Annotated in this window: 12 protein-coding genes; 1 reads left to right on the forward strand and 11 read right to left on the reverse strand. The window is 47.8% G+C overall.

Annotated elements, in window-relative coordinates; translation table 11 throughout:
* Positions 1 to 8 precede the first annotated feature (8 nt).
* From H8S80_RS33065 to H8S80_RS33075, 3 genes are all read right to left on the reverse strand, one after another.
* On the reverse strand, positions 9 to 839 hold the full coding sequence (locus H8S80_RS33065; RefSeq protein ID WP_025531175.1) for a carbohydrate ABC transporter permease: 831 nt from the start codon (positions 837 to 839) through the stop codon (positions 9 to 11).
* A 12-nt stretch (positions 840 to 851) separates the two neighbouring features.
* Entirely contained in the window at positions 852 to 1,745 is an 894-nt protein-coding gene (locus H8S80_RS33070; protein WP_002602199.1) for a carbohydrate ABC transporter permease, read from the reverse strand.
* 128 nt (positions 1,746 to 1,873) lie between these two features.
* A complete protein-coding gene (locus H8S80_RS33075) occupies positions 1,874 to 3,223 on the reverse strand; it encodes an ABC transporter substrate-binding protein (RefSeq protein ID WP_002602198.1) in 1,350 nt (449 codons plus the stop codon).
* A gap of 324 nt (positions 3,224 to 3,547) precedes the next feature.
* Between H8S80_RS33075 and H8S80_RS33080 the strand changes: the two genes are divergently transcribed.
* Complete coding sequence (locus H8S80_RS33080; protein WP_002602197.1) at positions 3,548 to 4,519, forward strand: ArsR/SmtB family transcription factor; 972 nt, start codon at positions 3,548 to 3,550, stop codon at positions 4,517 to 4,519.
* Positions 4,520 to 4,549: 30 nt separating this feature from the next.
* Here H8S80_RS33080 and H8S80_RS33085 read toward each other — a convergent pair whose 3' ends face one another.
* The 8 genes from H8S80_RS33085 to H8S80_RS33120 form a co-directional block, all read right to left on the reverse strand.
* Entirely contained in the window at positions 4,550 to 6,052 is a 1,503-nt protein-coding gene (locus tag H8S80_RS33085) for a response regulator transcription factor (RefSeq protein WP_002602196.1), read from the reverse strand.
* 2 nt (positions 6,053 to 6,054) lie between these two features.
* Positions 6,055 to 7,977, reverse strand: a complete 1,923-nt coding sequence (locus H8S80_RS33090) for a sensor histidine kinase (RefSeq protein ID WP_117633708.1) — start codon at positions 7,975 to 7,977, stop codon at positions 6,055 to 6,057.
* A gap of 5 nt (positions 7,978 to 7,982) precedes the next feature.
* Complete coding sequence (locus tag H8S80_RS33095) at positions 7,983 to 8,813, reverse strand: MBL fold metallo-hydrolase (RefSeq protein WP_002602194.1); 831 nt, start codon at positions 8,811 to 8,813, stop codon at positions 7,983 to 7,985.
* Positions 8,814 to 8,823: 10 nt separating this feature from the next.
* The gene (locus H8S80_RS33100) at positions 8,824 to 9,657 is read right to left on the reverse strand and encodes a carbohydrate ABC transporter permease (protein WP_002602193.1); all 834 of its coding nucleotides are present in this window, start codon (positions 9,655 to 9,657) and stop codon (positions 8,824 to 8,826) included.
* Positions 9,658 to 9,661: 4 nt separating this feature from the next.
* The gene (locus H8S80_RS33105) at positions 9,662 to 10,543 is read right to left on the reverse strand and encodes a carbohydrate ABC transporter permease (RefSeq protein WP_038257721.1); all 882 of its coding nucleotides are present in this window, start codon (positions 10,541 to 10,543) and stop codon (positions 9,662 to 9,664) included.
* A 52-nt stretch (positions 10,544 to 10,595) separates the two neighbouring features.
* On the reverse strand, positions 10,596 to 11,903 hold the full coding sequence (locus H8S80_RS33110; protein ID WP_117633710.1) for an ABC transporter substrate-binding protein: 1,308 nt from the start codon (positions 11,901 to 11,903) through the stop codon (positions 10,596 to 10,598).
* A 288-nt stretch (positions 11,904 to 12,191) separates the two neighbouring features.
* A complete protein-coding gene (gene kduI, locus H8S80_RS33115) occupies positions 12,192 to 13,034 on the reverse strand; it encodes a 5-dehydro-4-deoxy-D-glucuronate isomerase (RefSeq protein ID WP_002602190.1) in 843 nt (280 codons plus the stop codon).
* 191 nt (positions 13,035 to 13,225) lie between these two features.
* Positions 13,226 to 13,762: a flavodoxin family protein gene (locus tag H8S80_RS33120; protein WP_181988080.1), complete on the reverse strand. Its 537-nt coding sequence runs from the start codon at positions 13,760 to 13,762 to the stop codon at positions 13,226 to 13,228.
* Between the last annotated feature and the right edge of the window lie 99 nt (positions 13,763 to 13,861).

The raw sequence follows: 13,861 nt of genomic DNA on the forward strand, positions 1-13,861 counted from the left end.
CTCCAAGCTTATTTGATACCCGACTGCGTAAATCCTTTAACGACATACTTATTGGCAAACATGAAAATAATCAGGACCGGCACCACCGATACGAGGGTTGATGCCATCATAAGGCCGGGGTTCGTATAATTTTCCCCCAGGACCAGCGCGGCGATTCCCAGTGTCACAGTCCGGTTCTCCTGCTTGTTGACCACCAGCGACGGCCAGAGGTAGCTGTTATAGAGTCCTAGAAATGTGATAAAGGCCTGTGTAATCACCACCGGCTTCACCGACGGAAGAACGATGTGCCACAGCACCTGGAAGACATTGGCGCCTTCCACCAGCCCGGCCTCCTCCAGCTCCTTTGGGAACGCCAGCAGGAAGTTATAGATCAGATAGATACACATAACACCGGAGCCGGAGGGTAAGATCAGCGGCAGCAGCGAATTGAGCATATTAATCTGCTTGAAGATATAAAACAATGGGAAAAATGTCACGATCTCCGGAATTGCCATCGCCCATACCAGCCCCACCACGATGAACCGCTTTCCGGGAACCGGAAGACGCGCCAGCGCGTAAGCCGCGAGAACGCTGGTCGTAATTCTCAATATCGTACCGCTGACCGTCACCACCGCCGTATTCATCAGCCATTTAAAGATCGGCGCCGTGGAGGTGCTGGCAAACAAATCCCTGTAATTCTGCAGCGTCCACGTATGGGGCAGCAGTGTGGAAGAGGTCATCGCCTCCGCCAGGCCCTTAAAGCTGGTAAACAGCATGAAGAGCAGCGGCAGCAGAAACGCGTATGCGATCACGCAGGCACACATGACCAGCAAAATCCGGTTAAAATATTTCTTTTTCATCTTGCCGCCCTCCTATTTTAAATTATCTTTCTCTTTGGTCAGGTAATACTGTCCGACAGAGCAGAGGATGATGACCACTCCCATGAGAATCGTCATCGCACTCCCCACGCCCAGATCGTTGCGGTCCATGATCGTAGAGGTGATCATCATGATCAGGGGCTTCGTAGTCTCTCCCGGCCCGCCCTTCGTCATCAGCCTTGGCTGGCCGTAGACGTTGAAGGAAGCGATGATCGTCGTCATCAGGACAAAGAAAAACACGTTTTTGATATTTGGCAGAATGATGTATCGGAGCTGTACCCAGAATCCAGCGCCATCCATGGCGGAGGCCTCGTACAGATTGGTGTCAATTTCATTGAGTGCGTTGACAAACAGCATCATATTGTAGCCGATCGTCCACCAGACCGTGGCTACCGTCAGCGCCACCCATACAAATGGCTGCTGCTCCATCCAGGGAATCGGTGACTTAATGATTCCCATGCTGAGCAGCATGTTGTTAAAATAACCGCCGTTTCCCTTCATCAGCCATACGAACACCGCCGCCACAGCGGTTACGGAAACGGAATAGGATGCAAAATAAATCGTCCGGAAAATCCCCTTCAGCCGTTCCGGCAGCCGGTCCAGCAGAAGCGCCAGAAACAGGCTTCCAAACACCAGAAACGGAGTGGTGAGCACGACGAATATTACCGTATTGCTCAATCCCTGTATAAATGATTTGTGGTACATGGATGAGGAAAATAAAATCTTGATGTAATTTGCGAATCCCACGAACCCTTTGTTTCCCTGAATCAGACTGTATTTTGTTACGCTCATCGCGATACCGTATACAAATGGGATCAGCCAGAACAGTAGAAAAAACAGTAGAAAGGGAATGATAAACAGCACTGCCGCGCCTTTTCTTTTCTTCATGATAACCTCCCGTCTGCTGCCCTGCAGCTTGCGTCAGAAATATTGCTGCTCCCCCGCGGGAACAGTGACTCAGAAAGGGCTGCCGCACTCATATTCTTAAAAAGCGGCAGCCCCTCATGGTTTAACGATTATAATTCAGATAATTCTGTCGCAATCTCCGTTGCGTTCTTCAGCTCCTCCATCAAATCCTCTTTCTTTAAATCAGGAGTCTGGATTACCATGGACCATACGGTTGTATTCACGTATTTCACCTGTTCCCTGATATTGTAGATGGCCGGAAGAATCATGGCGTAATCAAAGATCTGATAGTTTACATTGGCAACCGGATACTTCTCTGGAGACTGTTTTACCAGTTCCATGGTCTTTAAATGAATCGGAGCCTGACCGGAATCTGCCCAGTTTAACATGATCTCCGGCTGGTATGCGAATTTCATAAATGCTGCAATTCCGTCGATCTTCTTCTCGTCTGTCACCTTTGCAGATACGCCGAAGGTATGGCCGCCGGCCGGAACCACTTTCGTGTCACCGTACAGCTGCGGAAGTGTGCCGATTCCCAGATTGTCGCCCAGAACTTCTTTGGCAGCCGTGTAATTCCACGGTCCCGTCAGAGCTGTAGCTGCGCTGACATTGGTGTTGTCCTTGGATTCTTTGATAAAGGTGTTGAAATGGTCGTTGTCGCCTAAGCCGGCCGCGCTGATATGATCCTTATAGATCAGGTCATGAATCTTCATAAATGCGTCTGCGATCTCATCGGTGTCCATCTTGATGTGCTCGCCTTCCACCCAGCTGCATCCGGACTGGCCGAGAGCCGTCATCCATGCCCACTGATGGTCGCCGGTAAGCGGGATCGACATCGGGTAGATTCCTGAATTTTCAGAATCCAGCTGATCGCGCAGTGCCTTCATATCGTCGTACGTCTTCGGTATTTCTTTTACGTATTCTTTATTGTAGTAGAAGGTCTCTGCGTATAAGTCTAACGGGAAGGCAAAAATTCCGTCGTCGTACTTGGCATACGTCTGGGTAATCGGATGCCAGTCATTCTCAAAGGACAGCCCCGCCTTCTCATAGATGTCAGATACCTCTCTTAAAAGGCCCAGCGCGTGATACGTGGAAATCCAGTCCGCATGGATAATCAGCATGTCGAAATCATCCGATTTGAACTTCGTGTAATGGTCTGCATCCTGAAGCTGCTCGATAAAGTACTGATCCTGGGACTCGTTAAACGCATCCACAATCTTGGTCATAAACGGACCGTCGCCGCCGGTAAAGCCGTTGATAAACGTAATCGTCGTCTTTTCCCCCGCCGGCTGTGCCGCAGCCGTCTCCTCCGCTTTGGCCTCGGCCGTTGTCTCCGCCTTGGTCTCCGCCGGTTCCGCCGCTTTCGTCGCCGGTGCTGTTCCTCCGCCGCCGCATCCTGCTAACGACAGAGTCATAACCGCCGCCATTGTCAGTGACATCATTTTCTTCATTTTTCTCATTTCTCCCTCTCCTTTTCTTTTTTATTCCTACTTGATTTTTAACCCGACTTTAATTACAATAAATATGTATTAAACAGAGAAAATTCACCCCGGTTTATGTAATCCCTTCTCTGTCATCCCACATTTATTACATAATTTATCTTACCATATTTTGTATATTATATCAAGTATGTTTTATATTACGTCTGTATTTTTATGTAATTATACTAAATATTACACCACTTTTTTATTACAGTTGATATTTTATTACATTTTTTATATAATAAATATATGATTTTAAATTACAGTAATCAAAAAATAATGTAAGAAAAGGAGGAACCGTTCATGTCACGAAAACAGAAAGCCCCGGTTAAGATCATCGGTGAGCGTGATATCCAGCTTCACTTAAGCAATCCGGCCCATCACGAGCAGATTGTCAGGATCGGAAAAGCCCTGTCCTCTCCAATCCGCCTCAATATTTTAAACCTGTTGAAAAATACGCCCCTCTCTTTACAGGAGATCGCGGACATTCTCTCCATACCCGTGTCCTCCACGGCGCTGCACATCAAGATCCTGGAAGAGGCGAAGCTGATCGTCACGGAAACCCAGCCCGGCCTGCACGGTTCCATGCGTGTCTGTATCTGCAGCATGCAGACTTTTCACCTGGAGACCTTTGACGCGGACGCGGATCTGGCTGATAATACGATCACCCTGGATATGCCTGTGGGCAATTACTATCAGATCGAAGTGGAGCCTACCTGCGGTCTGGCGGATGAGAACGGCGTCATGGATGCATACGACAGCGCCCGCACCTTCTACTCCCCGCTGCGCGGAAATGCACAGCTGATCTGGTTTCAGCAGGGCTTCGTGGAATACCGCTTTCCCAACCTGACCAATCCCTTATTGGAGCTCCACGAAATTTCTTTCTGCATGGAGCTCTGTTCCGAAGCCCCCGGCTTCCTGGAGGACTGGCCGTCCGACATCACCGTCTCCATCAATGGACACGAGGTCGCCACCTACTGTTCCCCCGGAGATTACGGCGCCCGCCGCGGCCGCCTGACTCCCCCCGCCTGGCCCAATGGCCGCACGCAGTACGGACTGTTAAAAAACTTCTCCGTTCGGGAAAGCGGCAGCTACTTAGACGGGCGCCTGATCGATCCGCAGCTGTCTCTCAAAGACTTAAAGCTCCAGGATCACCCCTACATCTCGCTGCTAATCCAGATAAAAAAAGATGCCAGGCATATCGGAGGCATCAATTTATTCGGGGAAAAGTACGGAGATTTTCCGCAGGGGATTGTGATGAGTCTTATCTATTAGAGGGTGCAGGGCGTACTGATACCCGTGCACTTATTTATCGATATCAATCATCTTGCGGTACTGGTTGGGGGACATGTCCATCTCTTCCTTAAAGACACGATAAAAGGTAGTCGTATCCGGGTACCCAATCAGCTCTCCAATCTCATACAGCTTCAGAGACGAGTCCTTCATCAGCTGGAGCGCCTTCTGGATGCGGTATCGGCGCAGGTAACGGACAAAAGTCACTCCCGTCTCATTTTTAAAGAGTGTAGAAAAATAATTGGGATGAAGCTTCACCTCGTCAGCCACATCCGGGAGTGTAATTTCCTTCCTGTAATTAGCCTCAATGTACCGGACCGCTTTCTGAACCATAAAGCTGTTTGCACTCTCTTTTGCATATTCGTGGTAATCGTAAATATACTGATGCCACAGCTCCAGAAAACGCTTATATAAATCGTAAGCCGAATACGCTGTCTGTATGACATTTACCAGGTCCATATCGGTCAGTTTGTAATGGCTGATGACCCGGATAAACCCGTTGTCCTTCGCCATCACCCTGTACACGATATCAGACAGCAGCTTCTTCGTCTCTCCTACATTCTTTCTGGACCTGCACAGATAGGCAAACAGCTTCTCCGAGGACTTCTGCAGCCCGTCAAAGCTGCCGTTACAGATATGAAGGCATACCTCATCCACCAGGCCCGCGGAGGACTCTCCTTCATCAGTGCCTTTGTCCGGGAAATCGTAAAAGGTCAGGCTGAGGGCCTGTCTGCACTGGTCAAAGACATGGTCTGCACTGGAAAGGCAGAATAAATCGCTGACTGCAATATATTTATATTTTTTCTTCAGCATTACTTTCAGCTTTTCATACTGCTTTTTACTGATATCATTGACGATCACCACCCAGAGTCCCTGATAAATCCCCTGCAGCAGCTTAAAACTGCTGCTGACCTTTGCATACGCATTCTGAGTGGCGATAAAAAGTGTCTCGGTCTCCTCCTTTTTGGGCTGATAGCCGCGGAACACCTCCTGCAGAACCATGACAGAATCTCCGGCGTATTCCGAGACCAGTTCATCGATTTTATCGTTCTGCATCAGCTGTTCCACCCGGTGCTGCTGGATCAGCATCAGCTTTTCCAGCCCCATCTGGTGGTTGTAAAATTTTTTCAGATAGTTTGTCCGCTCTGCGCTTCTCATGCACTTTTGAAGGACCATGGAAAAATCGTCAGGATCAATCGGCTTCAGAAGGTAGTCCACCGCCCCATAACGGAGTGCCGAATGGACGTATTCGTAATCATCAAATCCGCTGATCACTATGATCTGCCCATCATACTGAAGACCGTTAAGCCGTTCCATCAGTCCGATTCCGGAGCACCTTGGCATCTTTACATCGGTAAATATAATATCAATAGGATACATACATACTTTTTCAAATGCCTCGATCCCATCCCTGCTTTCAAAGACAGCCGCAAAACTGCACTGGGAATCCTCTTTTATAAATTTCCGTATAACCGCACGGATCGCATCGTCGTCATCAACTATTAAAATCTGCAAATTCACATCTTCCTTTCTGCAAATGGAGCCAGGCCCCCTGCCGCAAGCGGCGCAGCATATGCCCTTGCGGGAATAACCACGATCACACTGGTTCCGAAAGGGGGACTGGATTCGATATGGACATCATACTGCGATCCATAAAACAGCTGTATCCTCCGGTTTACATTGCGCAGTCCTATGGTCTTAAATTTCTCATTTTTCCCCTGTATGTAATCATTCAAATCCGTCAGGTACGGTTCTTCAATCCCCGGACCGTTATCAATGACCTTAAAGATGATTTTTTCGTTCTTCACATATCCCAGCAGCTCAATGCTGCCGTTCTGCGTCTGCATGCTGATGCCGTGGTAGACCGCATTTTCAATCAGCGGCTGCAGCAGAAGCTTCAAAATTCGGTGGTCATAGAGTTCTTCCTCTATGCTGACACAGAAATTCAGCTGCTCCTTATAGCGGATTTTCTGAAGCTCCATATAATCGTGGAGTTCGTCCAGTTCCTGGCGCACGGTAACCGTATCATCCGGCTGGGAGATACTGTAGCGAAGACTGCGCCCTAAAAGGACAGCCATATAGGCAAGCTCCTTTTCTCCTTTCAAATAGGCTCCCGCAGATATGCTCTCCAGCGTATTATATAAAAAATGAGGATTGATCTGCGCCCGAAGCATCTGGATCTCCAGGTGGTTATACTGCAGCTTCTGCTCATACTTTTCCTGGATCAGGAGCTGAATCTCGGAGGTCATGGTCTCGAAGGACTTTGAAAAATGAGTCAGTTCATCCTTTCCCTCATCATCCAGTGTTATCGAAAAGTTCCCCTTTTCCACCTCCTTGCAGGCCGCTTCTAAATGGCGCAGGGGATTCCTGATACTGTTCACAATACTGCTGAAGCAAACGGCAAGTCCTGCCAGTACAAGGCACATGAAAATAAAAAATGCCCGTTCCTGGCGTATGATATATTCCACATAGACATCATAAGGGGTCAGGACGGCCGCCGTATATCCCTCCGCTGTCACCGTATAATCGCACAGATACCGCCTGCCTCCGATATTCAGCTTTTGTGAACGGGCCGATGTCTTTTTGTTGTCATCCCCAAAGGAAAGCGCCCGTGAAAGTTCCGATGTGTATTCTGCATCCAAATCACCGAACAGCAGTTCTCCCTCCCGGTTAAAAACAGACAGCTTCTGGCTGGAAAACGTCCGTTTATCTTTGAAATAGTCCAGAAGCGGCTCTACGTCACATCGGATCAGGATCATACCAATCGGTCTTACCGTGTCGGAATTCACGATCGCACGAGCTGCATAGAACGAAGTATCCTGTTTTATGAAATGGTCTGTCCCTTCAATCAGATCCTTAGGAAGGCAGTACATCCGGCCTCGCAGCTTCATGACACGCTCCGTCCACGTTTTATCCAGATTCATCTTCCCCATCACGTAGCTGTGCATATAATAGTAATTTCCGGATATTTCTTTATATACCATATCGTGATCTTCCGTGGAAAGCGTTCTTAAGTAATTTCCCTTTAAGTCTGTAATATCAATCGTCGAAACGCGGGAATTCATTTCCATCAGGGCGTAGCATTCCTTATATGCATTATAGAAATAGGTATACCGGTCTTCGCTGGAGCTTCTTGTAATATCGCCCTGATTGGCGGTCAGAAAATTATAGATTTCCGTCCGGTCCGGCGCCTGCAGAATCGGCATTTTCGTGGCAATATACAAATCTCTCAGCCAGTCATCCAGGTTGATGGAGATGACAGTCACCACCGTAGAGTTACTGTTCCGGATGGTCGCCCTGGTCACCTGTACCGATCTGAGCGTCAGATAAAACAGACAGGCGCATGCCACAGCCAGCACGATCAGTCCAAGAGACAGCAGCCTCTGCCGTATGGATATTCCCCGCAGCAGCGTTTCTACCTTTCTTGTAAGCTTTTTCATCTCCACTATATCTCCAGGCAGAAGCCATCGTATGCCACATACCAGCCATCGGTTCCCACTTCCTGCTCCAATTCCTCATGAAGGACACCGCCATGATGGGAAAAATGGGTGATCACTATTTTCGTATCCGAATCCACGCATCCATACAATTTAAGCCGTTTTATGACCTCCCGGTTATCCGGAATTCCCATATGGTTGGTTCCCTCCTTTTGCCTTCCCATGGTACAGTCTAAGCTGACTCCGTCAAGGTGCCCCTCCCGTTCCAGAAACCTCCAGGTCTCATCCGGAAACCAGCCGGTATCATTTCCATACAGCAGCTTCTTCCCGTCCTTTTTCAGGAGATAGATCAGGCAGTTCTGCCTCCTGTCATGAAGCGCAGGAAGGGGAGTAATGGTATATCCCTGTAAATTCAGAGTTTGAAATTTCGTTATGGTATGAAAGGCAAGTCTGCGATCCAGTTCCATGTATGGAGATGCGGTTCTCACGGCCTCCCCGAACCATTCGCAGCATAATTCGTTTCCATAGATCTGAAGGATTCCCGTTACCTCATCCGAGAATCCGTTTCCTCTCATTGTCAGGTCCAGGGGATAAAAATGGTCCTGGTGGGCATGAGTCAGAAGAATATTCTGCACGGCCGCCATCGGGACGTGGTACTGAATCATATGGTAATAGGAATCCGGCGGAAAATCGATTAACAGGGAATCATCGACCAGGGCCTGACTGCGGCTCCGTATATTTTTACCGCCTCTTCTGACAGCCTCCCTGCATACCGGACAGTTACAGAAGATCCCTGGCCAGCCTTCCGCTGCCGCGGTTCCAAGATATTGTATTTTCATTCACAGCCTCCTATGATTTTACGGCACCACTGGTCAGTCCGCTGATAATGTATTTCTGCATAAACGCGTAAAAGATAAGAATCGGCAGCATGGACATGAGAATCGTTGCAAAGGTCAAGCCATAGTTAATCATATATTCCGTCTTAAAATTATACTGGAACAATGTCAGCGTCCAGTACTTCCAGGAGCGGTTTAAGGTAACCAGCGGGAGCATGAAATCGTTCCACGTCCAGAGCGCCATTTTAATCAGAACCGTTGCAAGCATGGGCTTTAACAGCGGGAACACAATTTTCGTATAGGTCTGAAACGTGCTGGCCCCATCTACATAAGCCGCCTCTTCCATCTCCTGGGGAATCGCTCCCATATATCCGACCAACAGGAATACACTTTCGCAGGTAGAACTGGAGATGCACAGAATGATCAGACCCGTGGGATTTAACATATGCAGGTAACTCATCATCTTAACCAACGGCATCATCTTCACCTGAAACGGAATGAAGATTCCCAGCAGGAGAAAATAGTAGATCCACCGGTAGACACGGCTTGACGGCATACTTCTCGCTATGGCGTAGCTCATGGCAGGCATGATAATCATATTGCCCAGAAGCACAAACACGGTGATATACGCAGTGTTTTTAAAGGCGGACCAATACTCCTTTGATGTCAGGATTACCCACACATTTTCCATGGTTGCAGGGAGAGGGGGCGTAAAAAAGCTTTTGGCCGTCTGGATATTCGTCTTAAACGCTGTCACGATCGTGATATAAAGCGGAAACAGAATGAGAATCAGCCCCAAAATCAGAACGAAATAGGTAAGTATCCGAACTTTTTTCTTTTTTGTCACGTACTTACACCCCCTTCTTCTTATTCGTAAATGTAATCTGGACCGCAGAAATTGCGGCGATAATAATACCTGCGATGATGGCTTCCGCGATGCTGTAAGCATATTTGTTCTGTGTAAATCCATGTTCATAAATCAATAGTGCGATACTTCTTGTCGCTCCGCCCGGGCCGCCCCCGGTCATACTCTGGATATAATCGAAGACCATCAGACCACCCTTCAGTGTCAGGACCAATACGACACTGAGCACCGGCAAAATAAACGGAACCGTGATAAACCGAAATTTCTGAAAATCCCTGGCTCCGTCTAAAGAGGCGGCTTCCAGCAAATCCATGGGGATGGACTGTAAACCGGCCAGAATCAACAGCGTCGGGATCGGAAGCCCCTGCCACAAATTGACGAAGAGAATTGCCCATATCGCCATTCTGGGGCTGCTTAACAGGCTCTTGCTTAAGGTGGGATTACCAAGAGCTTTTCCAATCGGCGGCAGGATATAATAAAAAATCTGATTAAAAATCAGGCCGACCGTCAGCATGCTGAGCACCGCCGGTATAAAATACATGGAGCGGAAGAACCCGCGGCCCTTTACCGATTGATTCAAAAACAGCGCCAGACATACCGCAAGGATAATGGTCAGAATAATCAGAAACAGGCTATACTTCAGTGTGAATCCGAGCGCATTGATAAACTGCTTATCCTGGAAGATCTTCACGTAATTCTGCATTCCTATCATGTTGAACTTCTTTTTTACCCCGTCCCAATCCGTCAGGCTGTAATACGCTCCCATCAGGATAGGAAAAATAAAAAAAGCAGAATACAGAAGGAAACCAGGAATCGTAAATACCATAAATGTCCTTCTCTTTTTTGCATCAGCTTTGCTTTTTGACATTCTATCTTCTCCTTTAAAAAAGGAGAGAGATGTTTACTCTCTCCCCTGTCATTTATTGATTATAGAAGCTCTTTATTGCGGTATCGCAGGACTGCAGGAATTCTTCCTTATCTCCGTCTATGAACAGCTGCTGAACTGGTGTCCGCAGTTCCTCGCGAAGGGAATTAGGCCAGAAATTAACTGCGGTCAAGAAGGTATCTCCGCTCTGAATCGCAGCGTTGATCTGCTCATGCTCGCTTACTTTATATTCCACGCCTTTGATCAGATTCGGGTTTCCATCGGCGTCACAGTAGGTCTGTGCATTTTCTGTGCGCGATAAGAATTCCAGGAACTTCGTGGCTTCTTCCGGATGCTTCGTATTCGTGCATACGCTGAAGGAACAGTCTACATTAATCGGAACATTAGTCTTCTCTCCGGTCGGATTCGGGAATGGGATCAGAACCACATCGACGTCCGGATTATTATTTCTCAGTGTGGTAAGCCCCCAGGTACCGCACAGCATCATAGCGGCTTCCTCATTTGCCATGGCCGCATATCCGATATTGCTGTCAACACCGAGGGAGTCATCTCCGCTGTATCCATACAGTTTATACATGACATCGGCTATGGTATTCAAAGCTACGGAATCCTCTGCCTTGATCTCCCCTTTGGCAATTTTCTCAAATTCGGAGTTGCTGTCATTGTTGATGACTCCGACCAGACGCTCAAACCGCTGTGCGATATTGCCAAGCTCTTTATCGATGGACACCATGGGCTGAATCCCTGCTGCCTGGAACTTGTCGCACGCTGCAATCAGCTCTTCATACGTGGTTGGCAGCTCGATTCCCTGCTGTTCAAACAACCGGTTATTACAGTAGATACCAAATGCGCTGACCGAATAAGGAAGGGCATAGTACTTACCGTCACAGACTGTCATATCCCGGGATTCCTGGGATACCTGATTTAAGAATTCCTGGTCCGAGATATCAATCATGATTCCTTCCCGGAACATATCTTTATAAAACTGCTCCGCCGGATAGGTGTTCAGCAGGTCCGGCATCTCATTTGTTGAAAGTCTGGTCTGCAGAACAGTCCGTCCATCGCTTGTCACGGTTATATTGATCTTGATATTCGGATTTTCCTCTTCAAATTTCTTTGCCAGCTCTTCCATAACCGGCTGTATCTCTGTTTTGGAAAGAAACAGCTCCAGCTCTACCTTTTCCTGCTCCGCCTCCTTCTGGTCCGCTGCCTCTTTCGTCGTTTCTGCCGCAGCTTCCCCTGCCGTAGTCCCCGCCGGCTCCGTTTTGTTTCCCGAACCGCATCCTGCAAGTCCCATTACCACTGCTGCTGTAAGTAACCCCGCCATCCATTTTCTTTTCATATGATCCTCCTTTGAACGATTTTCCTTCTCTATAAGATGATACAATCATACCAGCTTCAAAAATCAATATGAATTGTAATTTCTAATATTTTATTGCATTTTTTAACATTTTTATATTTTTTATCCATATTTCAGGCCGTTTTCCCCCTCTGTAAGGTGATACTGCACAGAAAATTCTTAAGGCACACTCCAGGACAGGTAACACAAAAAGAACGGGAATGGCATATCAATTATGCCAATTCCCGTTCTTTTCGTCAGAAAGTATCCTGTACGGCAATGGAATTTACATTATCTAAGTTCCGTCGTAGAGATTACATCCATATCATCAAATGCCTGGTTCTCGCCGCCCATAGCCCAGATAAATGTATAGTTGCTGGTGCCTGCGCCTGCGTGAATGCTCCAGGATGGGCTGATAACAGCCTGCTCATTCTGCATTACGATGTGTCTTGTCTCGTTTCCTTCGCCCATCATGTGGAATACCACATTGTTCTCCGGAATCTCGAAGTACATGTAAACTTCCATACGTCTCTCATGAGTATGAGCCGGCATGGTGTTCCATACGCTGCCCGGATCAAGCACGGTCATGCCCATGGAAAGCTGGCAGGTCTCAAGAACGTCCGGATGGATGAACTGATTGATTACGCGCTTATTGGAAGTCTCCATAGCGCCCAGCGGCTTCTTTGCTGCCTTCTCAATCGGAATAAAGGTTGTCTTGCAGGCCTTGTGAGCCGGTGCACTCACCATGTAGAACTTTGCAGGGTTCGCTGCATCGTTGCTGGAGAAGAGTACTTCCTTTGTTCCCTTTGTGATGTATAAGCAGTCTTTATAGTTCATATCGAAAACTTCGCCGTCAGCTGTGATCTTGCCGGCTCCGCCGATGTTGAAAATACCGATCTCACGTCTCTCCAGGAAATAGCCTGTCCCGAAGTTTTTCCAGATGTCGATTCCCTTGTCGATGGAAACAGTCTCCGTAGTCGGCATGCATCCCAGTGTAACCATACGGTCTACGTGGGAGTATACGGCTACGACTTCATTAGCAGCATATAAATTCTCGATTAAAAATTCATTTCTCGTCTCTTCTGTTGTGTAACGTTTAAAATCCTTCTGATTGGCTGAATAACGGATATCCATTTATTAAGAACCCTCCTTGTAATATGTATTAATTTGTAGAAATAACTGACCAATCTCATGGTAACACAAGGAAGTTTTTAATTCAATCCTTTCTTTGAGATATCATAAAAAAGAACATCTTTTCCTGAAAATTGTGTATCTTTTCTACGTATTTCAGGCCCTTCTTTCTCTCCTCCGTCCGCCTTTTGCCGTCACGAAATGACCTTCAGAATGTGGTCCACATAATTTTGCACCGCTGTTTTTGTCTCTTCCGTCACAGCCCGGTCCGCCATCTCGCCGGACACGTGTTTGATTCCATACGCCGGCTGAACCGCTCCTTTGATATTGCACGGAACAGAGATCGGAACCATGCCCATATGCTGGGCAAAGGTATTCATCACCTGCAGGCAGAGCTCCGGCCCGCCGCATCCGTCTCCCGCTGATGTGAAGCACCCGAAATACATCCCGGCCGTAGGCGCTTCCACCCACAATTTTTCGAAGGAATCCATAAATGCCTTCATCTGCGCCGAAACGCATCCGTAATACGTCGGAGAACCGAGAAGCAGCACATCACTTCCCAGAACCTGCGCCGCTTCCTCTATGACCGGCACCGCCTCTATTGCATCCTGCAGACACTTGAAATCCTCTATCCTCTTTTCCCCTGACTCGAAGGAGGCATCCGCGGTTCTGTAAAGAGCCACCTCCTGCCCTCTCTCCTGAAGCGCTCTGGAACAAAGTGCCTTCGGCACTCTCAACTCCCCTGCCCCTCACTCATGAGGGGTTTTGGGGTTTTCCTTTGTCACTTTTTGTTGTAAAATATTCTTATGTATAAAAAGAACATTCTTCAA

It is taken from the genome of Hungatella sp. L36 (genome assembly GCF_014288035.1).

What these genes read in the sequence shown, in the direction of transcription:
- H8S80_RS33065 (WP_025531175.1), bottom strand. Translation starts at nt 839, where the DNA reads ATGAAAAAGAAATATTTTAACCGGATTTTGCTGGTCATGTGTGCCTGC.
- H8S80_RS33070 (WP_002602199.1), bottom strand. Translation starts at nt 1,745, where the DNA reads ATGAAGAAAAGAAAAGGCGCGGCAGTGCTGTTTATCATTCCCTTTCTA.
- H8S80_RS33075 (WP_002602198.1), bottom strand. Translation starts at nt 3,223, where the DNA reads ATGAGAAAAATGAAGAAAATGATGTCACTGACAATGGCGGCGGTTATG.
- H8S80_RS33080 (WP_002602197.1), top strand. Translation starts at nt 3,548, where the DNA reads ATGTCACGAAAACAGAAAGCCCCGGTTAAGATCATCGGTGAGCGTGAT.
- H8S80_RS33090 (WP_117633708.1), bottom strand. Translation starts at nt 7,977, where the DNA reads ATGAAAAAGCTTACAAGAAAGGTAGAAACGCTGCTGCGGGGAATATCC.
- H8S80_RS33095 (WP_002602194.1), bottom strand. Translation starts at nt 8,813, where the DNA reads ATGAAAATACAATATCTTGGAACCGCGGCAGCGGAAGGCTGGCCAGGG.
- H8S80_RS33105 (WP_038257721.1), bottom strand. Translation starts at nt 10,543, where the DNA reads ATGTCAAAAAGCAAAGCTGATGCAAAAAAGAGAAGGACATTTATGGTA.
- H8S80_RS33110 (WP_117633710.1), bottom strand. Translation starts at nt 11,903, where the DNA reads ATGAAAAGAAAATGGATGGCGGGGTTACTTACAGCAGCAGTGGTAATG.
- kduI (WP_002602190.1), bottom strand. Translation starts at nt 13,034, where the DNA reads ATGGATATCCGTTATTCAGCCAATCAGAAGGATTTTAAACGTTACACA.